The organism is Lentzea albidocapillata (genome assembly GCF_000719115.1).
Taxonomy (GTDB): domain Bacteria; phylum Actinomycetota; class Actinomycetes; order Mycobacteriales; family Pseudonocardiaceae; genus Lentzea; species Lentzea albidocapillata.
The window spans coordinates 183829-207305 of record NZ_JOEA01000010.1; the positions used below are offsets into that span (position 1 = coordinate 183829).

At 66.4% G+C, this 23477-nt stretch carries 18 protein-coding genes and 1 tRNA gene; 7 read left to right on the plus strand and 12 right to left on the minus strand.

Going from position 1 to position 23477, the window contains the following annotated elements; genetic code table 11:
- Nucleotides 1-20: 20 nt before the first annotated feature.
- The gene (locus tag IG04_RS0117265; protein WP_030477682.1) at nt 21-3140 is read right to left on the minus strand and encodes a hypothetical protein; all 3120 of its coding nucleotides are present in this window, start codon (nt 3138-3140) and stop codon (nt 21-23) included.
- 209 nt (nt 3141-3349) lie between these two features.
- Complete coding sequence (locus IG04_RS0117270) at nt 3350-5938, minus strand: SdrD B-like domain-containing protein (protein ID WP_159460508.1); 2589 nt, start codon at nt 5936-5938, stop codon at nt 3350-3352.
- 170 nt (nt 5939-6108) lie between these two features.
- Here IG04_RS0117270 and IG04_RS0117275 point away from each other — a divergent pair, with 170 nt between their 5' ends.
- From IG04_RS0117275 to IG04_RS0117285, 3 genes are all read left to right on the plus strand, one after another.
- Nucleotides 6109-6540 carry a helix-turn-helix transcriptional regulator gene (locus IG04_RS0117275; protein ID WP_030477684.1) on the plus strand — a complete coding sequence of 144 codons (432 nt, stop codon included), beginning with the start codon at nt 6109-6111 and terminating at the stop codon, nt 6538-6540.
- Nucleotides 6541-6550: 10 nt separating this feature from the next.
- On the plus strand, nt 6551-6964 hold the full coding sequence (locus IG04_RS0117280; protein ID WP_030477685.1) for a VOC family protein: 414 nt from the start codon (nt 6551-6553) through the stop codon (nt 6962-6964).
- A gap of 66 nt (nt 6965-7030) precedes the next feature.
- Complete coding sequence (locus IG04_RS0117285) at nt 7031-8452, plus strand: M28 family peptidase (protein WP_051770080.1); 1422 nt, start codon at nt 7031-7033, stop codon at nt 8450-8452.
- Here IG04_RS0117285 and ypfJ read toward each other — a convergent pair.
- From ypfJ to IG04_RS0117305, 4 genes are all read right to left on the minus strand, one after another.
- Entirely contained in the window at nt 8449-9345 is an 897-nt protein-coding gene (ypfJ, locus tag IG04_RS0117290; protein WP_030477687.1) for a KPN_02809 family neutral zinc metallopeptidase, read from the minus strand. The two genes, IG04_RS0117285 and ypfJ, sit on opposite strands and share 4 nt — an antisense overlap.
- A 571-nt stretch (nt 9346-9916) precedes the next feature.
- Nucleotides 9917-10687 carry a hypothetical protein gene (locus IG04_RS0117295; RefSeq protein ID WP_030477688.1) on the minus strand — a complete coding sequence of 257 codons (771 nt, stop codon included), beginning with the start codon at nt 10685-10687 and terminating at the stop codon, nt 9917-9919.
- Nucleotides 10688-10741: 54 nt separating this feature from the next.
- On the minus strand, nt 10742-11314 hold the full coding sequence (locus IG04_RS0117300; RefSeq protein WP_030477689.1) for a superantigen-like protein SSL4: 573 nt from the start codon (nt 11312-11314) through the stop codon (nt 10742-10744).
- Between the two features lie 97 nt (nt 11315-11411).
- Entirely contained in the window at nt 11412-13124 is a 1713-nt protein-coding gene (locus IG04_RS0117305) for a bifunctional metallophosphatase/5'-nucleotidase (protein WP_030477690.1), read from the minus strand.
- 163 nt (nt 13125-13287) lie between these two features.
- Here IG04_RS0117305 and IG04_RS0117310 point away from each other — a divergent pair, with 163 nt between their 5' ends.
- Both IG04_RS0117310 and IG04_RS0117315 read left to right on the plus strand, forming a co-directional pair.
- Nucleotides 13288-13719: a MarR family winged helix-turn-helix transcriptional regulator gene (locus IG04_RS0117310; protein ID WP_051770103.1), complete on the plus strand. Its 432-nt coding sequence runs from the start codon at nt 13288-13290 to the stop codon at nt 13717-13719.
- Between the two features lie 27 nt (nt 13720-13746).
- Nucleotides 13747-13831, plus strand: a tRNA-Ser gene (locus tag IG04_RS0117315).
- Between the two features lie 76 nt (nt 13832-13907).
- On the opposite strand, the gene IG04_RS45305 is transcribed toward IG04_RS0117315, so the two are convergent.
- A complete protein-coding gene (locus IG04_RS45305; protein ID WP_084402026.1) occupies nt 13908-14183 on the minus strand; it encodes a tyrosine-type recombinase/integrase in 276 nt (91 codons plus the stop codon).
- Here IG04_RS45305 and IG04_RS45310 point away from each other — a divergent pair.
- A complete protein-coding gene (locus IG04_RS45310; RefSeq protein ID WP_245816629.1) occupies nt 14173-14877 on the plus strand; it encodes an HAD family hydrolase in 705 nt (234 codons plus the stop codon). The genes IG04_RS45305 and IG04_RS45310 overlap by 11 nt on opposite strands.
- A gap of 991 nt (nt 14878-15868) precedes the next feature.
- Here the strand turns inward: IG04_RS45310 and IG04_RS45315 are convergent.
- From IG04_RS45315 to IG04_RS0117330, 3 genes are all read right to left on the minus strand, one after another.
- Nucleotides 15869-17569, minus strand: coding sequence for an RNA-binding domain-containing protein (locus IG04_RS45315; protein WP_245816630.1), 1701 nt, complete (start codon nt 17567-17569; stop codon nt 15869-15871).
- A 786-nt stretch (nt 17570-18355) separates the two neighbouring features.
- Nucleotides 18356-19867, minus strand: coding sequence for a M28 family metallopeptidase (locus IG04_RS0117325; RefSeq protein ID WP_030477692.1), 1512 nt, complete (start codon nt 19865-19867; stop codon nt 18356-18358).
- 78 nt (nt 19868-19945) lie between these two features.
- Nucleotides 19946-20578, minus strand: coding sequence for a GNAT family N-acetyltransferase (locus tag IG04_RS0117330; protein ID WP_030477693.1), 633 nt, complete (start codon nt 20576-20578; stop codon nt 19946-19948).
- A 45-nt stretch (nt 20579-20623) separates the two neighbouring features.
- Here IG04_RS0117330 and IG04_RS0117335 point away from each other — a divergent pair, with 45 nt between their 5' ends.
- Nucleotides 20624-21589: an NAD(P)H-quinone oxidoreductase gene (locus tag IG04_RS0117335; RefSeq protein WP_030477694.1), complete on the plus strand. Its 966-nt coding sequence runs from the start codon at nt 20624-20626 to the stop codon at nt 21587-21589.
- On the opposite strand, the gene IG04_RS0117340 is transcribed toward IG04_RS0117335, so the two are convergent.
- Nucleotides 21573-22217 carry a class I SAM-dependent methyltransferase gene (locus IG04_RS0117340; RefSeq protein ID WP_030477695.1) on the minus strand — a complete coding sequence of 215 codons (645 nt, stop codon included), beginning with the start codon at nt 22215-22217 and terminating at the stop codon, nt 21573-21575. The two genes, IG04_RS0117335 and IG04_RS0117340, sit on opposite strands and share 17 nt — an antisense overlap.
- A gap of 19 nt (nt 22218-22236) precedes the next feature.
- On the minus strand, nt 22237-23436 hold the full coding sequence (locus IG04_RS0117345; protein WP_030477696.1) for a cysteine desulfurase-like protein: 1200 nt from the start codon (nt 23434-23436) through the stop codon (nt 22237-22239).
- Nucleotides 23437-23477: the final 41 nt, after the last annotated feature.

Consider the following 23477-nt stretch of genomic DNA (forward strand, 5'->3'; position numbering starts at 1 on the left):
GCCTGTTGGGATTCGTTCGGTTACGCGACCTTGCGGCGGCCGATCAGGCTGGCGCCGAAGCCGAACGCCACGAGCAGCGCGCCGAGCAGGCCGAGGCCCAGGACGGACGCTCCGGTCTTGGCGAGCACGTCAGCCGAACCGCCACCACCGGACGCGACCGGCGTGACCACGGCAGGCTTCTGGTCCTCCGGCAGCTGGTAGCCGGGGTCCTCGACCTCGGGTCCCGGAACGAGCTGGAACAGCTGCACCTCGTGCTCACCGCCGACGCTGACCAGGAACCACGGGCCCATCCGGGGAATCTCGACCTTCCACGGACCCGGCACGATCAGGTCGTAGCGGCCGACCGGCAGCTGCGAGACGCCGAACTTGCCCTCGGCGTCGGTGATCGTGCGCGCGACAACCTTCTTCGTGCCGTACTCGGCCACGATGACGGTCATCCCGGGCTTCGGCAGGTAGCCGTTCTCGTCCACCGTCACCAGCAGGCCCAAGGCGTCGGCGCGCAGGCCGACCACCTTCAGGTCGTCACCGGCGCCCGGAGCACCGGGATCGGCCAAGTCGGGAGCGAAGCTGCACCCGAGGGTGGCGAAGCCGATGGACGCCGCCTCTTCCGGCAGCGGACCGGTGACCCGGAACGTGCGCTTCTCGCCGTTCGGGACCGACACGCCGCCACCGTCCCACGCGAGCGCGCCCCAGCCGGGACCGCTGTTGTAGATCTCACCGGGCGAGCCCGGGCCGCTGCAGAGCGCGTTCACGACGGGCAGGTCGGCGCCGGTCTTGTTCTCCAGGGTGATCACGGCTTCCCAGTTCTCGTCGGCCGCGTACTCGTCCTTCGTGAAGTTCAGCGTCGCGAAGAACTTGTCGGACAGCGGACGCTCCGCACCGACCTCCAGCACCGACTCGGTGCCGGCGCTGACGGTCAACCTGTCGGTGTAGGAGCCGGGCCGCACCCAGCCGTCCGGGTAGGAGGCGTAGAAGTTGTACACGCCGACCGGGATGTTCTTGAACGACGCACGACCGGATTCGTCGGTCTTGGCGGTGCCCCACCAACCCGGCCGGGTGCCGCCGCTGACGGACACCTCGACGTTCGGGAACGGCTGTTCGCCCGCGTCCTTCTGCTTGTTCTTGTTCGCGTCGGCGTACAGCACGATCGCGGCGTCACCGCTGAGGTACGTGACGGTGGCGGTCGCGGTGGCGTTGGAGGCGCCAGAGCCGTAGTTGATCGGCGTGAAGACCTGGACCGGCAGGCTGACCCTGTTGTCGCTGTTCAGCCACCCGGCGGTGCCCACGACGGTGATCTCCCGGCTCTCACCGGGCCACAGGTACACCTTCTTGCTCTCGTCGCCCAGGTCACCGAACTGCGACCGGTCGAACTCGAGCATGTTGCGGAGGTCCGGCGTCAACTGGCCGACGCGCAGGCCGACCTGGGCCTCGTGACCCCTGCCGACGTTCTTCACGGTGATCGTGGCGCGCATCGGCTCGGCGATGTCGTACGACGGCTTGTCGAAACTCACCGCGACGGTGATGGTCGGACGGTGGCTGACGTCGGGCACGTCGACGTCGCTCGGCACGACGTTGAGGTCACGCTTGACCGTCTGGTCCGCGACGATGTCGACGACGAACTCGTTGCCGTCCTGCGGCTTCCACTTGCCCGCGACCTGCAGCACGACCTTGCCGGGGTTGAGGCTGTAGATCCTCAGGTTGCCGTTCCAGTCGACCACGATGGTGTCCTTGACCGGACGCCGCGTGACCGGGTCGAGCACGTTGACGACCGCGTTGCGGAGGAGATCACCGTTCTCGGCGTTGACGACCTTGCCCTCGAACGCACCGTTCACGCCGGTGACGTCCGCGCGGACGTTGCCCCCGTACGCGGCACCGTTGGCGTTGCGGCCCTGGTTGCCGAAGAAGCAGTTGGCGTAGATCCACGGGTTGGTCAGCTTCGGCATGTCCGTGGTGACGGACACCGTCAGCTCGCCGCGGGCCGGCACCGTGACACCGGGGCCGTCCGGGCGCAACGCCGAGAAGTTGTCGCTGCTGAGGAACTCGGGGCTGCTGCCGCTGCAGACCGCGACGATGCGTTCGAGCGGCAGGGCACCGGAGTTCTTCAGCGTGATGTTCAGGCTGGGCTTCTCGCTGGCGTGGTACGTCGGCTTGGCGAACGACATGGTCGCCGTCAACGACTCGCGCACCGGCGCCACCACGGGCACCTCGAAGTACGTCTCCTGGCCGGCCTCGATCACGAACTCGTTGTGACCGGGCTTCACGGCTCGCTGGTCGTTCCCGACCTGCGAGATCGTGTACTTGCCGGTGACGGCGCTCCACACCTTGAACACACCGTTGGAGTCGCCGTGGCCCCAGACGTCGCCGGCCGGCGTGCCGCCCTTCGCGACGAAGTACGTGTTCGGGAGGCCCTCGCCCTGGTCGAACGCGCCGTTGTTGTTCGCGTCGACGTAGATCACGCCGGACGCGGAACCCTTGATCTGGTGGATCCGCAGGCTCACGTCCCTGCCGTTGTCCCCCGGCGTCGGGTCGGCGATGCCGTCGACGGTCGCGCGGAACTGGAAGGGCACCGACTCGGTGGTCGGGTTCGACGGGCGCAGCACGACCCGGAAGGACTTCTCCGTACCGGGCGCGAGCGACGGGCGGCCGCCCAGGTCACTTGCGCCGGAGACCAGCCACGCCTGCGTGCTCTCGTAGCCGAGCCGGATGTTCGACGCGAGCGCGTCGCCCTTGTTCTTCACGGTGAGCGTGAGACCGAGGTCCTCGCCCGCCGGGAACTCGGCGCGGTCGGGCGTCACGGTCACGGCCAGGTCGGCGCGCGGCTCGGCCGAGGGGGCGATGGCCGGCGGCACGTCCTTCTTCTCGTCCTCCGGCTTGGTGTCCGGGGTGGACGGGGTGGTGGACGGCGGCGTCTCCGGCTCGCTCGGCGGCGTTGACGGGTCGGCCGGTGGCGTGGACGGCTCGCTCGGTGGCGTGCTCGGCTCCGCCGGTGGCGTGCTCGGTTCGGTCGTCTGCGTCGGTTCGGTCGTCTGCGTCGGCTCGGTCGTCTGCGTCGGCTCGACGACCGACGTCGGCGTTTCCGGGTCCTGCGCGTGTGCACCGGTGGTGGCGGTGCCGAACGCGAGGACGACAGCAGTGGTCAAGGCCCCAAATCTGAGCAGGGCACGGCTGACCGATCTCTCGGACAAAAGAATCCCCCATAGACCCCGGTAGTGGTGGTCCACCGGCGTCAGAGCCCCCGCACGCGCCCAGCAGACACGCGCAACCTACCTCAAGAACTCCAGCGGGGAAAAGTGTTCCCGTTTCCGGAAATCCACTCTGGACAGTGTTGTGAACAACAGGCGTTGGTGGATCAGGAAGTCTTGCGGCGGCCGGCGACGCGAGCGCCGAGACCGAACGCCACGAGGAGCACGGCGAGCGCTCCGAGTCCGAGCACGCCGGCACCCGTTTTGGCGAGCACACCACCCATGCCGCCGCTGGCGGGCTGATCACCACCTGGTGGCGTGACGCGCGGGGCCGGCACCACGAAGAAGTCACGTTCTGTCAATTCGCCGCCCCTGATGTCTGCACGGCCCTCGTCGCCCTCGAACCTCCACGGTCCGTCGACCGACGCCCAGAACTCACCGGGCGGCAGCTCACCGAAGTGCATCACCCCGTCCGCGTCCGAAACCGTCTCCGCGAGCCGGAAGCCGTACTCCTTGTCGGTCATCAGCAGGACGCGGGCATCGGTGACGGCCTCTCCGGGGTCCACGGCACGGTTGTTGTTGCGGTCGTGCGCGAGCCTGCCCTTCAACGAACCGATCCCGCCGTGGACAGCGGCCCAGTCGAAGGCGAAGGGAACGTCGATGTTCTCGACGGGGTCCGGCCCGAAGCGACAGGCCAGTGCCGCCATCTGCCAGATGGCGGCGCCAGGGGGCACCACTTCCTCGACGATGATCGTCTTCGTCTCTCCGGCGGCGAGCGTGACACCGGGACTGTCCTCGCGGAGATCTCCCCATCCCGGCGGCATCGGGTTGTCGAAGTTGCCGCCGAAGTGGTTCACCTCGCCTTCGAAGTTGCACATGGCCTTGATGCCGCGGATCTCGCGGCCGGCGGTGCTGGTGAACCTGATGGTGATCCTGGCGGTCTCCCCCAGCACGTAGGAGATCTTGTCCAGCTCGGCGGTCGCCCCGAACAGTTCGGTGTACGGGCGGTCCGCCCGGACGGTCAGGTCGACGGGCCTGCCTGGTTCCACCCGCACGTTCGCGCTCTGGTCCTCGGCGTGCACCATCCACCCGCCGGCCAGCCGGAAGCTGATGTTGTAGTCACCGGACGGGATGCCCTTCGCCGAGAACCTGCCCTCGGCGTCCGTCACGATCTGCTTGGACGTGTGCGGGACACCACCGCTGAGCCAGACCTCGGCGTCAGCCGCCACCTCGCCCTGGTCGAGCCGCCCGTTGATGTTCTCGTCGGTGTAGACGACGCCGCCGAGATCGCCCGTGGTCCGCACGACCTCGGCCGTGGCCCGGAAACCGGAGGGGTCCCGCATGCCGAGGTGGGCAATGGCCCCCACCACCGCGAGCTTGCCGTCGGCGAGGACGCTGATCCGGCCCGAGGCGCTGAGAGTGCGGGACTCGCCGGCGGGGATCCGCCCACCGGAGACGGACGGCCTGAACTCTCCCCACTGCTCGGCAGAAAACGACAGTCCGTCGAACCATTCGACCCCGACCCGTTCGGCGGTCTGGCCACCGATGTTCGTGATGGTCAGCTCCAGGTGAACCGTCTCGTGCGACTCGTAGCGAGGTTTGTCCAGCTTGACCTCGACCCGCAGGTCGGCGGGACTCGCGGGCTTCAGGAACCGGTACCCGAACCCGCCCTTCCCGGTGATGACCACCCGCTCCTGACCTGCGTCGGTGAACGTCCACGGCCCGACGACGACGGCCCGGTACTCACCGATCGGCAGACCACCGAACTCGGTCCTGCCGTCCGCCCCGCTGGTGGCGTCGGCGACCCACGCCCCGGTCCGCGCGTCCAGCAGGACGACCTTGAGGCCTTCCACCGCTTCGCTGCCATCGATGCGTGCGTCGGCGTTCCTGTCCTCGCCGAACACCATCGTGTAGGCGCCGGCGCCACCACTCGCCTGCGCCTGGACGCTGATGGTCGGACCGTCGGTGTTCCAGCCGGCGTTGGGTGCGAACGCGCAGTTGAGCGACACCGAGCCCACCAGGCTCGCCGCTTCGGGGATCTCCTCGTCGATCGACATCGTGTACTTCTGCCCGGCGCCGAGCGTGAGGCCGTTCGCCAGGAGCGCGTCCCAGCCCTTGCCGCGGCCGAGTCCGTCCGGCCGGTTCCGGCTGTCGCAACGCGGTTTGATGCCGTGGATCTTGCGGTTGCCGGTGTTGCGGAAGTTCAGCGTGATCCTCGCGGTCGCCGGGAGGCGGTAGCTCTCGCGGTCGAATGTCGCGCTGACCTCGATCTGCTCGCTGTACGGCCGCTCCGCACGTGCCGTGACCTGGGTCGTCTCGTTCGCCCTGACCGTGATCAGGTCGCCGCCGGCGTTCACGTGGTGCACGACCCAGCCGTCGTCCAGGGCGTAGGTCGGGGCGTAGGTGCCAGGTGCGAGGTCACGGAAGATGAACTTCCCGTCCACGTCACTCCTCGCCGAGCGCTTGTCCGGATCGCCATCGCCCAGGAGCGACACAAAACCACCGGAGACTGCCTCGCCGGGATCCTGCACACCGTTGTCGTTCTTGTCGGCGTACAGAACTCCGGAAACGCTGTCCTGCTGCTGCGCCTGGACCGGAGGCGGCGGCGCGGGCTCCGAGGACGTGGCGGTGGACGCGGGCGGTGTGCTCGTGGGCTCGCTCTGCGCATAGGCGGAGGTCGCGCTGAACGCCAGCGCCACGACGGTGCCGAAAACACCGATCCCGAGTACGGCACGGCTGGTAAATCTGATGGACAACGGTTCCCCCCGAGCCCCAGTGACGCGCGGAAAGTACCGCAGGTCCACGACATGCCGAAAGGGTTTCAGGCAGGACCAAAAAGCGTTCAAGATTTTCTTCGAACCTGGCAACCAAGGGCGCGCGGAAAGCGTGAGCATCGCGGGGACTCCCCTGCGCTCATGGCGGTGGCATGCTGGTCCGCGTGACGCCCGAGGACCTCGCGCACCTGCGCCGGGCACGTGACCTGATGGACCGCGAGTACGCGCGGCCGCTGGACGTGCCCGCGATGGCCCGTGCCGCGCTGATGTCGCCGTCGCACTTCGCCCGCCAGTTCCGCGCGGCGTACGGCGAGACCCCGTACGGCTACCTGATGACGCGGCGGATCGAGCGTGCCAAGGCGTTGCTGCGCCTGGGAACGCTGTCCGTGACCGAGGTGTGCGTCGAGGTCGGCTGTACCTCGCTCGGCTCGTTCTCCGCGCGGTTCACGGAACTGGTCGGGGAGACGCCGTCGGCCTACCGGGCGCGCGCCCATGACGCGCTGGCCGGGGTGCCCGGATGCCATTTGATGGGTTTGACGCGGCCGAGCAGATTTCGAGAAGCGACGCGTTCACCGCGTGCCTAGGGTTTCGCCCATGAAGCTTTCGCACACGTTCCTTTTCGTCCACGACCAGGACGCCGCGCTGAAGTTCTACCGCGACGTCATCGGGCTCGAGGTGCGCACGGACGTCACCATCGAGGACGGTTACCGCTGGCTCACCGTCGGCCCCACCGAGCAACCCGACGTCGAGATCGGCCTGTCCCGCATCGGCCCGCCCGTGCCGCCGACCGATCACGAGGCGCTGGAGGCGTTGCTGGCCAAGGGATCACTGCAGGGCGTGATCTTCGAGCTCGACGACGTGGACGCGAAGTTCGAGCAGGTGCGCGCGACCGGGGCCGAGGTGCTGCAGGAGCCGATCGACCAGTTCTACGGCGTGCGCGACTGCGCGTTCCGCGACCCGTCGGGCAACATGATCCGTTTCTCCACGCCGCGTTCCGTCCAGCCGTAGATCGCTTTCGCTCTCGTGCGGCGTGGCTCGCCGCTGATCTCACTTGGCCCAGGTGGTAGCGCTCTCATGGTCATCTGGGCCAAGGTCGGGATCATGCGTGCCATCACCGCGGTAACAGCCCTGGCCTCGTCCCTGGTGCTGCTCGGCTCCACAGCGAGCGCAGCCACCGATCCCGCTCGTGACCTCTCCGCACGGGTGAGCGCGGACGGCGCCCAACGCCACCTGGTCGCGTTCCAGCGCATCTCCGACACCCACGGCGGCAACCGGGCCGCGACGACCACCGGCTACGCGGCCAGCGTCGACTACGTGGCCGGGCGGTTGCGCGAGGCCGGGTTCGACGTGACCACACCGGAGTTCGAGGTCAGGCGGAAGATCGACGACGCCGGCCGGGCGACCATCGGCGGGGCCTCGCACGAGCTCGTGCCGTTCGGCGGCACCCCGAACACCCCGGACGGTGGCCTCACCGCGCCGTTGCGGGCCGTGCCGGAGGACGGCACGCCCGGTTGCGAGGCGAGTGACTTCGCCGGGCAGGACTTCAAGGGCTCCGTCGCGTTGATCCGGCGCGGTACCTGCACGTTCGTCGCCAAGTACGCCAACGCGGTGAACGCGGGCGCGGCGGCCGTGATCATCTCCAACAACGCCGACGGCCACCTCGACCTGCGCATCCCCGGCACGGTCCCGGGCGGCAGCGCCTCGAAGGCCGACGGCACGGCGCTCGCCGCGCTGGCCGGGCAGTCCGTCACGCTCGACCTGCGCCACCACGACGAGGTCCACCTCGACCGCAACGTCATCGCGCAGACCCGCACGGGCCGCGAGGACAACGTTGTCACGGCTGGGGCGCACCTCGACAGCGTCGACGCGGGGCCGGGCATGAACGACAACGGGTCCGGGTCGGCCGCGCTGCTCGAAGTGGCGCTGAAGATGGGCTCCCGGCCCAAGCTGCCCAACGCCGTGCGCTTCACGTGGTGGGGAGCGGAGGAGGCCGGGCTGATCGGGTCGCGCGCCTACGCCTCGGCGTTGACCTTCGAGCAGCAGCTCGACATCGCGCTGTACCTGAACTTCGACATGGTCGGCTCGCCCAACCCCGGCTACTTCGTCTACAACGACCCCGGGCTGCCGTACGGGTCGAAGCACATCGAGAAGGCGTTCAGCGACTTCTACACGGCCCGGAACCTCGGCCCGGAGGGCCTGAACGTGCGTGGTGCCAGCGACTACGGCTCGTTCACCGCGCTCGGCATCCCGGCGGGCGGCATCATCTCCGGCGGCGGCGAGGTCAAGACCGCGGCGCAGGCCGCGAAGTGGGGCGGCACGGCGGGCATGGAGATGGATCCCTGCTACCACCGCGCATGCGACCACCTCGGCAACATCAACCGGGAGGCGCTGGGCCGCAACGTTTCCGCCGCGGCCCACGTCATCGCCTCGTACGCCGTCACCACCGAGGGCGTGAACGGCGTCCCGTCCCGTGCGGAACGGGCTGCTCTGCGTTAGCCCAGGTTGTTCGTGTCGAACGTGTTGCAGCGGGCGGGGTCGCCCGTCTGCAACCCGGTCGTGAACCACTTCTGCCGCTGCTGCGAGCTGCCGTGGCTGAACTTGGTCGTGTCGACCCGCCCGCCGCCGAGCTCGCTCTGGATGAAGTCGTCACCGATGCGTGCCGCCGCGTCCAGTGCCGCGTCGATGTCCTCCTGGGTGATGTTCGAGATGAGCGGCTGGCCGTTGGCCGAGGGAACCGTCGTCGCGGCCTTGGCCCAGGCGCCCGCGTAGCAGTCGGCCTGCAGTTCGAGACGCACCGAACCCGACGTGGGGCCGGTCTCGCGGCCGACCCGGTCCGAGGTGCCGAGCAGGTTCTGCACGTGGTGGCCGTACTCGTGGGCAAGCACGTAGGCCTCGACGAACGGGCCGCCCGTCGCGCCGAACTTGGTGCGCAGCTCGTTGAAGAAGTCCAGGTCGATGTACACCTGGGAGTCCGCGGGGCAGTAGAACGGCCCGACCGCGGAGGTGGCGTTGCCGCAGCGGGTGTTCACGCTGTTGCGGAAGAAGTTGGTCTTGGTGACCTGGTAGGTGTTGCCCGAGCGGGCGAACTGGTCGGTCCAGAAGCCCTGGATCGAGTTGATCGTGGCCACGACCCGGCAGTCGCTGTCGCGGTTCGCGTCGGCGCCCGTCCTGCACTTCTCGAGCAGCTGGCCCGACTCGACCTGGGTGTTGTTGCCCAGGCCCTCCAGCCCGCCCGCCGGCAGCTGGATGCCGGTGAACTGCTGGAACAGGAAATAGATGATGAGACCGACCACGCCGAGGCCACCACCGACACCGGCGACCCGGCCGCCGACGCCGCGTTGGTCCGAAACCTGCGAAAGGTCGAGTTCCGCGCCTTCGTTGAACTGCACCGCGTGCCTCCATGCCAAGGACCCGTAGGCGGCACACCATAAAGCACAAAAGACGCCCAGGTGCGGGACCCGACGTCGGGGCACCGCACCTGGGCTTTCCCATTTGGAAGTGACGACTACGGCCCACGAAGGTTGGCGTGGCGCTCAGCCGGTGACGCCATGAGACGACACCGAAGCCGAGCTCAACAGCGTCGAAGTGCACCGAGCGACGCCTGATGGCGCCTGGGCACCCGAAACCTCGTGTCCGTCGCTACACAGTCGCGCTCGGACCGTTCACGTCCGATCCGCTCGCGGGGATGCGACAGACCGCGTTTCGCCACAGCGAGGAGATACCTGCACAGCACCACCTACCCCTTCTGGGCGTGGCCTCCGGGTGGTCTCGTTCATTTACCTACCGGTTGCCAGCTCGCTATCGACTATGCGCCTGATCGCCGCATTTCTCAACACCTCACACCAAACCTGAATTGGTGAAGTCAGACGGGTGACCTGCGGAGATCGACAGTGCAGACAGCAATCGCCCGGCGAGAGAATCTCTCGCCGGGCGATTGGGGAAAAACGATCAGATATTTGATCAGGCCTTGGTCGTGCGACGCGCTCCGCGACGGGCCATCACGCCCGCGGTCATCAGGCCGAGGCCCGCCAGGAGGAACTCGAGCGGGTCGGCGCCGGTCTTCGACAGGTTCGGGATGACCGCCGCGGCGTGCCGCGAGGCCTTGTCGCCGGTCTGCGGGGTGCCGGCGCCGGAGTCGTCGCCCGTGTTGCCGCTGCCGGAGTTGTCGCCGTTGTTGCCGCCGCCGGGGTTGCCGTTGCCGGGGTTCTCGCTACCGGGGTTCTCGCCAGGGTTCTCGCCGGGCTGCTCGGGGTTCTCGCCCGGCTGCTCCGGCTGCTCCGGCTGTTCCGGGTTCTCGCCCGGCTGCTCGGGGGTCTCGGTCTTGCCGCAGTCGCCGCTCGCGGTGCCGAGCACGCCCGCGGCGGTGCCGCAGACGGTCACGGGGGCCTCGATGGTGCCGCTGGGCTCCTCGGGCTTCGTCTGGCCGCAGCTGCCGTTGCCACCGCCGGCGACGCCGACCGAGTTGCCGCAGACCGTGACGGGCGCGGAGACGAGCGCCTTGTCGGCCTGGGTGCGCGCGGCGGGCTTCTCCTCGCACGTGGCGTCGCTGTTGCCCAGCACGTTGATCGCGTTGCCGCAGACCTTCACCGGGACGCTGACGAGGTTGCCGACGCGGACCTCCTGGTCGATGTCGAGCGGCACCGGAACGGCCTGCGCCCAGCCGGCGGTCGCGACCATCAGGCCGCCGGTCAGGAGAGCTGCGGACATGGTGCGGTTGAGGTTCTTGCGCATGACTGTTCTCCCTGGAAAGTGACGGATCCCTGTGCTGTGTGCGGCACGTGTGGATCAGTCAGGGGAGAACGTCGGCTCCTCCGCGCGCGCGATGCGCGGCACGTCCTGCTGTTCGGTGCTGACGAGAGACGCCGTAGTGGTGGGCGGCCGCATCGCGTGCGGCAACGTGTCCGCCGGAATCTGGGTGCTGCCTGCCGACGCCCCCGCGCCGCTCTGCGGGAGCGTGCCGGGGATCGGCTGCTCGGCCTGCGGTTGCGGCTGCTGCGGCACCGGCACGGAGTTCGGGGGCCACGTCGTCAGCGGCTCCGTCTCCGGCTCTGGCTCCGGCTCCGCGTGCTGTGGCACTTCGGCCTTCACCGGCGCTGCGCCGACTTGGGCCGGTGTCTGAGGCGCAGTGGGTTCTGGAGTCTCGACGCGGGGTGCCGGCTTCGGCGGAACGGGCGCGTCGGGCTGCTGCGACGGCGTGGTCGCGATCTTGAGGCCGATGTCGACGACGGGGAGCTTGACCTCGACCTTGAGCTGGTCGATCTCGACCCGGACGTCGGCGTTCGCCTCGCCTGCGCCGCCCAGCAGCCAGGCGCCGGTCACCAGACCGGCGAGCAGCAGCAACCGACGCAACCAGGACATCGGCCCTCACCCTAGATCAAATGGAGCAACGCGTCACACGAAAAAGGCCATCCCGGCGACTTCCGTCGCCGAGATGGCCTTCAACTGCGATCTGCGGTTACGGCAGCTGCGTGATCCGGCCGGTCGCCGGGGGCAGCTGGCCGGGGTGCGTCGAAAGGTAAGCGGCGAACCCGTCGAGGTCGATGCCGCCACCGGTGATCTCGGTGCCCTTGGTGAACTCGGGGAAAGCGTCACCGCCGGCCTGCAGGAAGCTGTTGATCGTCACGCGGTAGTTCGCGTTCGGGTCGACGGCGACACCGCCGATCTTGATGTCGGAGATCTTCGAGCCGAACGCCGCGGAGGCCGACCAGGAGTACGTGAAGCCCGCCGAGGGCTGCAGCACGATCGTCCTGGTCGCGGTGAACTGCTGTTCCAGGGCGTTCTTGATCTGCGCACCGGTCAACGTGACGGTCTGCAGGATGTTGCTGAACGGCTGAACGGTGAACGCCTCGTCGTAGGTCACCACACCAGCGCCCTCGGTGCCCTTCGGCGCGTAGGTGAGGTCGGCGCGCACGCCACCGGGGTTCATCAGCGCGAGGACGGCGCCGTTGGCCTTGGTGGCCTCCAGCTGGGAGTCGGCGATCAGGTTGCCCAGCGGCGAGTCACCGGAGGGAGCCGCGGCCCGGACGATGTCCGCGCCGATCGAGCCGATCGGCCGGTTCGCGATCGGACCGGACTTCGTCTTGGCCAGGTCGATCACCTCCTGGATCGCCGGGTCCGGCGTGACCGTGCGCGTGACGATCTTGTTGTCGGCCTTCGTCTCGCCGCGGACGACGTCGCGCGTCCGGCGGTCGATCTTCAGGTCGACGACGCTGAGCTCGCGCCCGAACGCCAGGCCCTCGATGAACGGCCGCGGGTTGCCGGCCGGGTCCTTGACGACGCAGTTGTAGTGCTGGTGGCTGTGGCCGGAGAAGACCGCGTCGATCTTCGGGCTGACGTTGGTGGCGATGTAGCTGCCGGGGTTCTGCGGCGACACGTTGCACGCGTTGGGCCCGCCACCGGTCGAGGTGACCTGGTCACCCTGGTGCACGAGCAGCACGATCGACTTCACGCCGATCGCGTCGAGGAAGTTGGCGTACTTGTTGGCCGCCTTGACCTCGTCGCCGAACCTGATGTCCTTGATGCCGCTCGGGTCGACCAGGATCGGCACGTCCTTGAGCGGCATGCCGATGAAACCGATCGGCATCCCGTCGCGGATCTCCACCCAGAACGGCGGCAGAGCCGGCAGTCCGGACTTCGCGTGCGTGACGTTCGCGCCGAGGATCGGGAACTTCGCGCCCTTGTACTCGTCGCGGAACTGGCAGCCGTCCACCGGGTGGCACCCACCGCGCTGGATGCGCAGGAGCTCCTTGTAGCCCTCATCGAACTCGTGGTTGCCCGCCGCGGTCGCGTCCATGCCGACCTTGTTGAGCACCTCGATCGTCGGCTCGTCGTGGAACAACGCCGACACCAGCGGCGACCCGCCGATCAGGTCGCCCTGCCCGACGATGACGGAGTTCCTGACCTCCTTCTGGAGGTTCCTGATGTGCGTCGCGTTGAACGCGGCGCCACCGGCGTCGACGGTCGTGCCGTCCGGCAGGATGACGCGCCCGGACGACCCGGTCGGCGGCTCGAGGTTGCCGTGCAGGTCGTTGATGCCGATCAGGCGCACGTCAACCGTGCCCCGACCGCGCAGTGACTGGACATCGGCCTGGGCAGGCCCGGTAGCGCTGATGACAGTGGCCGCGGCGGCGGTGATCGCCAGAACGGAAAGCCGTCTGAACGAACTCATGGAGGGGGCCTTTCAAGACTTGGTTAACGCGCGTGTACGGCGGAGGAGTCTGCCTTCCGAACGCCACGTTTTCCAGGGGAACAGCTGGATCGTCATCGTCAGGCTTAGTCTTGTTCGCGTGACACCAAGTGAGCAGGAGCCGCGCTGGCTCGACGAGGGCGAGATGCGCGCATGGCGCACCTACGTGAACGGTTCCTCCATGCTCATGGACCGCCTGCACCGAGAGCTTCAGGACACCCACGGAGTGTCACTGGCGGACTACGAAATCTTGGTCAGGCTGTCGGAACAACCGAACCAGCGCATGCGAATGACTCAGCTCGCCGATGACGTCGCCTCCTCGAAGTCACGCGTCTCACATCAGGTCGCGCGCATGGAGAAGGCCGGCCTGGTCTCCCGCCGCGAGTGCACAGAGGACGGCCGCGGCGTGCTGGCCGAGCTGACCGCCAAGGGCATGACGCAGCTCGTCTCGGCCGCTCCGACGCACCTGCGTGGCGTGCGTGAGCACATCGTCGACCTGATCACGCCCGAGGAGGGCGAGGTGCTGGCCAAGGTGTTCGACCGGGTCATGACACACCTGCGGGAGTCGAACGGCTAGGCTTTACGCCGACGCTCCTGGCGTCGTGGAAGCGTGGCAGAGCGGCCGAATGCACCCGCCTTGAAAGCGGGAGACGGGCAACCGTCCGGGGGTTCAAATCCCTCCGCTTCCGCAGTTCAGAGGGGGTGTGACCGGCCGTTGAGGCTGGTCACACCCCCTCTGGTGTAGCAACGGGTGTAGCAACGACCTCAGCCCAACTCGTCCGTGAGTCGCTTCAAAGCCTCCCGCTTGTCCTCAAGGGAGACGGCCGCGTAGATCATCATCGTGACCTCGATGTTCGAGTGACCGACGATGTCCCGGACGATGTGCGACGGCACGCCGAGCCTGAGCAGCAGCGTCACGCACGAATGCCGGATGTCGTGAAAGCGCACCTCATCGAGGCCGGCACGCTTCCGGATCGGGTACCAGCTCGACCGGAGATAGGTCGGATCGATAGGCCCGCCGAGGATGGTCGTGAAGATCAGTCCTGACTCTTCCCACCGGGATCGCCCATGGCTGAGACGTGTCCGGGACCAGCATCCGAATGTTGACCGAGGCGGCCCAGTTTGCTCGGTCTTCGCAGGGCTACCGGCGCCAACAGTCGCCGATCAACTTAGGGAAATCCTTGCCGAAGGCGGGCATCTCAACCTTCCGCTAGACATCCAAAACAGCGAAGATCCTTTCGATGTATTTAAGGATGCGGCCAGCGTTGGCCCAGATGAAGCACGCTACGTCGAATCTGCGCTTAGGGCCCTTGATGTTGAGGCAGCTTCAACAGCTAGACCGACGCCTGGAGCAGGCGACCTGATTCGCGCATGGAGCGAAAGTGGACGAAAGATCGCCATAGTCAGCAACAACAGCAACGAGTGTATCGAAACATATCTGCACATTCACAATCTACAGGGCTTCATACCCGAAGTAAGCGGTCGAACATTTGATGACCCCGATCTACTTAAGTCAAATCCGTTTATAGTAGATCGGGCAATCTCCAATCTCAAAGGAACACCGAAAGCTTGTATCCTCGCAGGAGATTCTGTCTCCGATATTGAGGCCGCAAAACTGGCAGGAACGCAGTCAATCGGCTACGCAAACCGTCCTCATAAGCAAAATAAGCTTGACGATGCAGATGCGGACGCCGTAGTTTCGAATATGGCAGCTCGTAGGAAGAAGCTGTTCTAGCCGCAGGTTAAAGCAAAATAGAGAACGGGGCCGGACAGCATATCCGGCCCCGCCATGACCTGGGTGCGGGCACTAGTGCCCGCAGGGACACCTCGTACCGCAGAACATCGCGGTCCCAGGAGTTGCTCGCTCAGTATGTCAGATGATGCAAGTCACCTCAAGAGGATAAACAAGATGACATCGATCGCAGTGTGGGCAGGCATCGATTCGCGGCGACCAGCGTCCGTCTACATTGCATCCGATAGCCGGATCTCCTGGGGGAATGGCGAACGCTGGAATCAAGGTCGAAAAGTGTTCTCATCGTTCACCACTCCACACATATTCAGCTACTGGGGAGACGTCTTGTTCCCCGCACTCGCAATACCGATTGTCTTAGACCGAATCGAACGCGGACTACTGCTCGCAGGCGATGAGGATATTTCCATTGACAGAGTCGAGCAGGCCTTCCGTAGTCTATGGTCCGACTACCCTCAAAATCTTAGTGGCGACCTGGGAATCGTTCACGCCTGGCGCATTGGCCAATACATGACGTGCGATTTCAAGGTCTCAATTCTCACGTATCAAGCGAGCTCGAACACATGGCAATCTCGCAGCGTTGGCATGCCTAAAGAATCTTCTATGCTCCATGTCGCCGGCAGCGGAGCAAAGTTTGTCAGAGATGCAAACAGCCTCTGGCAATCTAGCTCGGCATCAAAAACCAGCCGCGCCGTTTACAGCGCATTCTGCGAAGCGCTTGACGTTGGCCGCGATCCCATGACTGGAGGTGCGCCCCAGATTGTGGGGCTATACAGAAAGGGCCCTGGTTCCATAATTGGGACCGTTCATCAAGGCCAGAGGTATCTGGCCGGTTCCAGGCTGCTTCCGCACGAAGATCCGACTGGGGTCGAATGGCGAAACAGCCTATTCGAGCGAATAGATGGCACACGCAAGAAGCGCTTGTCTGGAGCGCAAGCTCACGAGAAAAGACCGTGAACCACTTAAAGCGCCTGCCTCAAAATAGGCGTCCAGCTTCTTCATCAGGGTCCGGTTCCACATTAGCTTTCGTTATCGACTGACTCTTTCGTTTCTTCGGCGACGGGAAAGATGGCCCAGGTGAATACTTGACGGCCACGCCGCGCGTTTGAGTGGAGCTGCGCGCGATAATTTCGCGCCCAACTAGGCTTTGAAGTATGTCACGAGCCTGATAAACGTCGACATCAAATAGGCGCTGAATGGTCCTATTGTTGACTTCGCCGTAGTCATTCAGGTGATCGATGATCTTCTTGTCGATGTCGTCGATTGCCCTACTATGATAGGAAACGGCGTTTCCAAGCTGAGCCACTACTTCAGCACGCAACCGGTAAGACGGAAGCTTTCTATTAACGGTGCCGCGCGTCGGCTCAAGCATAGAAACCGGTTCACTCGACAAACGCCGCAGTGATACTTGAGCCTCATCGACACTTCGTTGGATGTAGTCAGCGACGCCGTCAGCCTTAATCGTCCTTTTTTCGCAGAGCTGACGAAGTATTAGAAGAGTATCAGTATCGTCCTGCTCCTCGAGTGGAAGAGTAGATAGGAACTTCGTAATCCTAGTCTTTGGATTCTGCCCCCTAAATAGAACCGCAACTTGCTGCTGATCTTCGCTAATAAGAGGGATGTCCCGCCCAGACCGAATCATCTCGCGATACATTCGGTCGACTCCCTGGCCAACTTCCTCAGCCAATCCAAGAAGACGGAAGGCGGCGGCTAGCGATGGAAATCGCGCACGTGATCCACGGGTAAGAATATTGTTGACGGTAACCCCTGAAACCAGGGGTCCTGGTGATGTAATTCGAAGATACTGGGGCGAGTGTTCAATTTGTATTGGCTGCCTAGAGCGCCAGTCGCCATGAACCGCAGCATTGACGAGTGCTTCGCGAAAAGCGGCTGACGGATAGTCTTCGATTTGAAGTTGTTGCCCATTAGCAAGCGTAACAGGGGTAATTCCCTGGCGCGCCCTCACAGCTTGAACTATCTCCTCGAAAGCTAGGATCAGCGGACCTCCCAAGCGAAGGATTGCGTCAGACTCCCCCGCCTGTGTCCGCTTGTGTTGATACACGATCAAATCCGACGGACCCGACGTAGCCTCGCTGCAAAGCAGAAGATCTCCCGCCTTTGTTAGGTGATCATCATCAGCCGTCAGCCTCAAAGCTCGCAGCAAGTCAATGTCACTGAATGACGCATAACGTTGCCGCAAAGAGTCCGCAGAGGAAGAAAGCAGACGCCTGCAGTAACGCAAGGCAAGCGGGTCTATGTCGTTAATGTCCCGGTCGCTTGGAGTCGCCGACCAGTCAACACCTCGCCTCTCTTCAGTGAGTCGAGTAACGTCCATTGGCCGCATAGGTACGCAATCAGTATTGATTCGCTGATATGTGTATCCCTTGCTGGTCGAGTAAACTTCCAAGCCCTCAGGAACCGTGATCTCGATCAAGCGCTTGTCAGAAAACTTAAATCCTTCAACTTCCACCAGTAGTGATGGCGAAGTAAGCTGATGTATCCGGGAGCGCAAGCTCTCTGCATCAAGATCGCACCCAACGAAGGCCTCTAGGCCGGAGCGGGCGTCCGCAACACCTACGACGATGACACCACCGCCAGCGTTAGCAAAGCACACTGCTGCTTCAGCAAGATCGTTACAGGCTTCCTTAAAGTTTGCTTTGGCCTCCTTGAAGTCCAAGCTGGCGGTCTCCAGCTTGGATGCCGACTTGCCTCGCAAGATGGCTTCCTAGTTCTGCGAGCACCGACGGCATCTTTGAGGCTCCTTTGAGGAAGGTGACAAACTGAGAGTACCGCCAAAGCATCCTCAAAGCACGCGCAGGGTCAAGTCGCCGACATGCCTCCTAGCTGGACAAACGCACGGCTCTGCGACTGTTAGGTTGCCGAACCTGGCTCTATGGATCAAGGCGCGCCACCGACGGCGACGCGCAGGAGCTCCCAGCAGCCAGGCTCGGGACGATCGCGCGATCCAAGACCTGACCGAGCCGGGCACGGCGATCGACGCCAGCCAACGCTCCGCGTCATCGGCCACCGGACATGCCAAAGCCGCCCCACCGAGGACTAGCGGGACGGGACAGCTACCAGGCAAGCCCCCGGACGAGGGTGTAGCTACGGGTGTAGCAACGGTCCGGGACGGGTTGGGACGGGACAGCACTCCTGACCAGGCAACACCGACAACCGCGGACTAGCCCGAACGAGCCTGGACAGCCAGATGCAGCCTTGAAAGCGGGAGACGGGCAACCGTCCGGGGGTTCAAATCCCTCCGCTTCCGCTCGTGGGCGAGGTGTGTCGACGGAAAGCGTCGACCTGACCTCGCTCCAGGTGTTTTTGGGGGCTGGTGCCCCGCTTGCGCTCATGGGTTTCTGAGGGCTGATGCCCCCATTGCTTCTCATCGGGCGAACCGGCACCGGATAAAAGAGCGGCGGCGCCCCGAAGGGCACCGCCGCCGTCCATCCGAACAAGCGAACTACGACGCGGCCAGGTGGTTGTGGTCGTCGTGCGCAGCGGACTTCATCAGAGCCGCGGAAGAACGAGCCTCGGCCCGCTGCGAACGCGGCGGCACGCCGTTGACGTCCTCAGTGGACACGCCGTAGGCAGCCGTCACGAACGCGATGGCGCCGGCGTTGCGGCCGAGGGCCACGCGGTCGACGTTGCCGAGGTTGTCGCATGCCGAGTGGTAACACGGGTCGTAGGCGACGCCTGCCGTGCCGCCCCACTTGGCTGCCTGCGCCGCGGTCTTGAGGCCCTCGGCGCCGGTGAACAGGCCGCCGGCCGGGATGCCCTGCGCGATGAACTCGCCGTAGTCCGAGCGGCCCGAGAAGTCGGTGCCTTCGGTGGGGACGCCCTTGGCGGCGAAGTAGTCGGCGAAGGCCTTTTCGATCTGGGCCGAGCCGTACGGGCCCGCGCCTGCGCCTACCCCGTCGGAGTTGTCGCCGTCGTAGATGAAGTACGCGGCGTTCGGGGAGCCGACCATGTCGAAGTTCAGGTACAGGGCGATGTCCAGCTGCTGTTCGAACGTCAGCGAGCGGACCCATTCCTCCGAGCCGATGAGGCCGCGCTCTTCCGCGCCCCACCAGGCGAAGCGGATGGCGTTGTCGACCTTCGGGCGGGAGCCGAGCTTGAGGGCCGTCTCCAGGAGCGCGGCGGAGCCGGTGCCGTTGTCGTTGATGCCTGCGCCCAGTTCGACGCTGTCGAGGTGTGCGCCGGCCATGACTACGTTGTTCTTGCGGCCGGTGCGGGTTTCGGCGATGACGTTGCGCTGGGTGCGGGTCTCGTTGTGGTAGCGCATGTCCACGGTGACCGCGGCGCCTGCCTTGCCGGCGAGCGTGGTGCCGTCGGCCTGGGAGATGCCGCCGGTCGGGATCTTGCCGGGGTTGGTCAGCGTCACGTTGGCCAGCGGGCCCGCCGTGTTGTTGGAGACCAGCACGGCGATGGCGCCCGCGGCGAACGCGTTGAGGTGCTTCTGCTCGAACGTGCATCCGCCGCGGCGGATGAGGGCGACGGTGCCGGCGAAGTCCTGGCCGGCGAAGTCGGTCGCCTCGCAGCCGGTGGTGGCGTCCTCGGGGACGACGCGCAGCGGGCCGGTGACTCCGCCGACCGGGGTCTGGGGCGAGGCGGTCAGGACGAGCGCCTGGTAGTTCACGCCGTCGACGCGGGCGGTCTCGGCGTCGGTGACGGGGACGTCGAAGCTGAAGTTCGGGGTCGTGACGATGAAGCCCTCGTCGCGGAGCTTGCCCGCGACGTAGTCGACGCTGGCGTCGTAGCCGGGCGTCAGGGCCGCGCGGTTGCCGCCGTTGCGGTCGGCGATGCGCTGGAACGCGATGAGGTGCCGGTTGACACCCTCGACGGTCATCTTCTTCGCGAGCTTCTTGGCGAGTGCGGGGCCTGCCGGTTCAGCGGCGGCGGACGCCGTGGCGGTAGGGGCAGCGACTAGTGCCGAGATGGCAAGCACTGCCGCCAGCTTGGTTCTGCCGGACATGAACGTTCCCCTTCGTTCGAGATGGCTGAACCCTCACAAGAAGGAGACCCAGGCCACAAGCCGTCGGTCGGCGGGAGTTCAGCTGGTGATCAGGTGAACACACTCCGCTAGTCCGTCGACAGCGACGTTCCAGTCCGGGCGCACGAAGTTCGCCTCGTCCAGACGCAATCGCACGTGCTCAAGGCGTTCTCCGCGCGGTGCCGCACCAATCGTGCCGTCGTGCACGTAGCCGAGCTTGGCGCTGACGCGGTTGGACGACTGGTTGCCCTGCCAAGCCGCCGAACGAGCGATGTGCGCGCCCAGGTGGTCGAACGCGAACTGCAGCACGCCCACACGCATCTCCGTGCCGAAACCGTTGCTCTGGAACTCCCTGCCGAGCCATGAGCCGGTGTTCACCTCGCGCAGCACGCCGAAGTCGCGCGCGCCCAGCTCCTGCACACCGATGACCTTGCCCTCGTGCCGCACGAGGAAGCAGATCGCCCAGTCCTTGGCAGCCAGCTTGGCGCGCATGCCCCAGAAGAACTGGACCATGCCGAACCCGTGGTCGTCCGCCAGGCTGTCGGTCCACGGCACGTTGAACGGCATCTCGGCCGGGTCGTGCACGCCCGCCTTGGCGACCTCGACGAGCTCGAACAGCCCGGAGTCGTCGTCCGGGCGCAGCTCCAGGCGCGGGGTGCGGAGAACCAGATGTCGTAGCGGCCAGGCGTCCATGATCCGATGGTGCCCGACCTGTCGAACGGTATTACGGTCGACCTCATGCGTGCCATCACTGTTCGCGAACCCGGCGGCCCGGACGTGCTCGAATGGACCGAGGTCGCAGACCCGGTTCCCGGCGCGGGCGAGGTGCTGATCGACGTCGCCGCGAGTGCGGTCAACCGCGCGGACCTGTTGCAGCGGCAGGGTTTCTACCCGCCTCCCCAGGGCGCGTCGGACGTCATCGGGCTGGAGTGCTCCGGCACGATCGCGGCACTCGGCGAGGGCGTCACGGGCTGGCAGGTCGGCGACGAGGTGTGCGCGCTGCTGGCCGGTGGTGGCTACGCGGAGAAGGTCGTCGTGCCCGCGGTGCAGGTCCTGCCCGTCCCGGCGAACGTCGACGTCGTCACGGCGGCCGCGCTGCCCGAGGTCGCGTGCACGGTGTGGTCGAACGTCGTGATGGACGGCCGGCTCAAGCTCGGCGAGACGTTCCTCGTGCACGGCGGTGCGGGTGGCATCGGCACGCACGCGATCCAGGTGGCCAAGGCACTCGGCGCGACCGTCGCGGTCACCGCGGGATCGGACGAACGACTGCGGAAGTGCGCCGAGCTCGGCGCGGACATCACGGTCAACTACAAGACGCAGGACTTCGTCGCCGAGGTGAAGCAGGCGGACGTCGTGCTCGACAACATGGGCGCCTCCTACCTGCCCCGCAACATCGACGTCCTCGCCCCGGACGGCCGGCTGATGATCATCGGCATGCAGGGCGGCGTGAAGGGCGAACTGCCGATCGGCAAGCTCCTCGGCAAACGGGCGTCCGTGATGGCGACGGGCCTGCGCGGCCGCAGCGTCGACGGCAAAGGCGCGATCGTGGCCCAGGTCCGCGAACACCTGTGGCCGTTGATCGAAAGCGGCGCGGTCAAGCCGATCGTCGGCCAGGTCGTGCCGATGTCGGACGCCGCCGAGGCGCACCGGCTGCTGGAGGCGAGCGACGTCTTCGGCAAGGTCCTGCTCAGGCGAGACCGGTAGCCGCGGCCAGCGAGGTCCGGGGAGCCGTGCGGAACTCCAGCCCGAACTCCTCGGACCACCGCGTCAGCACCGCCTGCTCGTCCGGCCGGTCGGCGTCGTCGGCCAGCACCGTCGCCCCCGGCGCCAGCACGGCACTGAGCACGGGCAACGCGGGGTAGCGCGAGTCACCGAACCCCGGCCCGTCCACCAGGAGCAGGTCCACCAGACCGAACCGCTCGACGTACCCGAGCACTTCGTCGTGCACCTGCTGCGGCGCGTACCACTGGCCGTGCCGCGACAACGCCGCCGGATGCCGCGACAACGGCGCGTGCACCACGCGAGCCGCGGAGCCGAGACCTTCACGTCGTAGTTGTGAGGCAACGAAAGCAGCCGTGCGTTCGTCGTGCTCGATCGACAACAGGTGCCCGAACCCTCGCTGCTGCAACAAACGCGCCAGCAGGACCGAGGAAGACCCGCAGCCCAGTTCCACCAGGACGGTCCGGGCACCCAGCACGATCTCGTCCATCACGGCGACGAGCGCCGCCGGCCGGAGGTCGCCGGAGAGCTGCGGCAGGTACTCGGTGTTCAACGAGCCGAGGCGCTGCAGGGCCGAGAGATCGGCGAGCTCGCGAGCCAGCGAGTCGTCCAAAGATGATCTCCCAAATCCCTCAGCCGAGTTCGGCCACCGCCCGCACCAGATCGTCCATCTCGACCGCGTTCGTGTAGTGCGCGAGCCCGATGCGGATGGCACCGCCGATCTCGCCTACGCCCAGCACCGAGAACACGCCGTGCTGACCGGGGTCGGCGAACGCGCAGACACCCCGTGACGCGAGGTGTTCGACGCCATCCTCCGCCTTGACCCCGGCGATCGAGAACGCCAGCGCGGGCACCCGCCGCATGGCGTCACCGATCACCATCACGTGGCGCAGCGAACGCAGTTCGTTGATGAGGTTAGCGAGCAGCCCGGCCTGGTAGGCCTTCACCGATCCCAGCGACGTGAGCACCCGCTCGCGGCGCGTGCCGGAAGCCGCGTCGTCGAGGTCCGCCAGGTACTCCACCGACGCAACGAGCCCGGCGAGCATCGGATACGCGTGCGGGCCGAGCTCCAGCCGTTCCGGGCCGCGCGCCATCGGGTCGACCGAGACCGACGGCAGCCGCTCCAGCACCGACGGGTCGCGGAACACCAGTGCGCCGACCGGCGGACCGCCCCACTGACCAGCGGAAAGAGCGACCACGTCGGCACCCATGCCAACGATGTCCAACGGCACGAAAGGGGCCGCGGCAGAGGCGTCCACCACCATCAGCGAACCGTGCGCGCGAGCCACCGCGGAGATCTTGCCCAGGTCCGGCCGGGTACCGACCACGCCGGACGCCGCCGTGATGGCGATCAGCTTCGTGCGGTCGGTGACCAGCTCGTCGAACTGCCAGCTCGGCAGCTCGCAGGTCTCGATGTCGATCTCTGCCCATTTGACCGCACTGCCGGTGCGCTGGGTGGCGCGCAGCCACGGCGCGATGTTCGCCGGGTGGTCCAGCCGGGAAACCAGGACCTCGTCGCCCATGAACCAGTCGTCGGTCATCGCGTCGGCGAGACGTTGCAGCAGCACGGCGGAAGAGGGCCCGAGCACGACACCGGCGGGATCGCCGCCGACGAGGTCCGCGACGGACCTGCGGGCGGCGTCCACGATGCCCTGGGCACGTTGGGACGCGGGAAAGATGCCACCAGGTCCGGAGACCGGGGCGCGCAGCGCGGTGGAGACGGCGGTGGCGACCTGCTCGGGCACCTGCATGCCGGCCGGTGCGTCGAGATGGACCCAGCCGTCGCCGAGCGCGGGGAAGAGCCCTCGTACCCGTGCGACGTCGAACGCCATGACACACACCGTACGTATGCGAGCAAACACAGCAACGACCA

Coding starts and splice junctions, on each gene's coding strand:
- IG04_RS0117275 (WP_030477684.1), top strand. CDS start 6,109: ATGCTGGTCCGCGTGACGCCCGAGGACCTCGCGCACCTGCGCCGGGCA.
- IG04_RS0117280 (WP_030477685.1), top strand. CDS start 6,551: ATGAAGCTTTCGCACACGTTCCTTTTCGTCCACGACCAGGACGCCGCG.
- IG04_RS0117285 (WP_051770080.1), top strand. CDS start 7,031: ATGGTCATCTGGGCCAAGGTCGGGATCATGCGTGCCATCACCGCGGTA.
- IG04_RS0117295 (WP_030477688.1), bottom strand. CDS start 10,687: ATGCGCAAGAACCTCAACCGCACCATGTCCGCAGCTCTCCTGACCGGC.
- IG04_RS0117300 (WP_030477689.1), bottom strand. CDS start 11,314: ATGTCCTGGTTGCGTCGGTTGCTGCTGCTCGCCGGTCTGGTGACCGGC.
- IG04_RS0117305 (WP_030477690.1), bottom strand. CDS start 13,124: ATGAGTTCGTTCAGACGGCTTTCCGTTCTGGCGATCACCGCCGCCGCG.
- IG04_RS0117310 (WP_051770103.1), top strand. CDS start 13,288: ATGCGCGCATGGCGCACCTACGTGAACGGTTCCTCCATGCTCATGGAC.
- IG04_RS0117325 (WP_030477692.1), bottom strand. CDS start 19,867: ATGTCCGGCAGAACCAAGCTGGCGGCAGTGCTTGCCATCTCGGCACTA.
- IG04_RS0117330 (WP_030477693.1), bottom strand. CDS start 20,578: ATGGACGCCTGGCCGCTACGACATCTGGTTCTCCGCACCCCGCGCCTG.
- IG04_RS0117335 (WP_030477694.1), top strand. CDS start 20,624: ATGCGTGCCATCACTGTTCGCGAACCCGGCGGCCCGGACGTGCTCGAA.
- IG04_RS0117345 (WP_030477696.1), bottom strand. CDS start 23,436: ATGGCGTTCGACGTCGCACGGGTACGAGGGCTCTTCCCCGCGCTCGGC.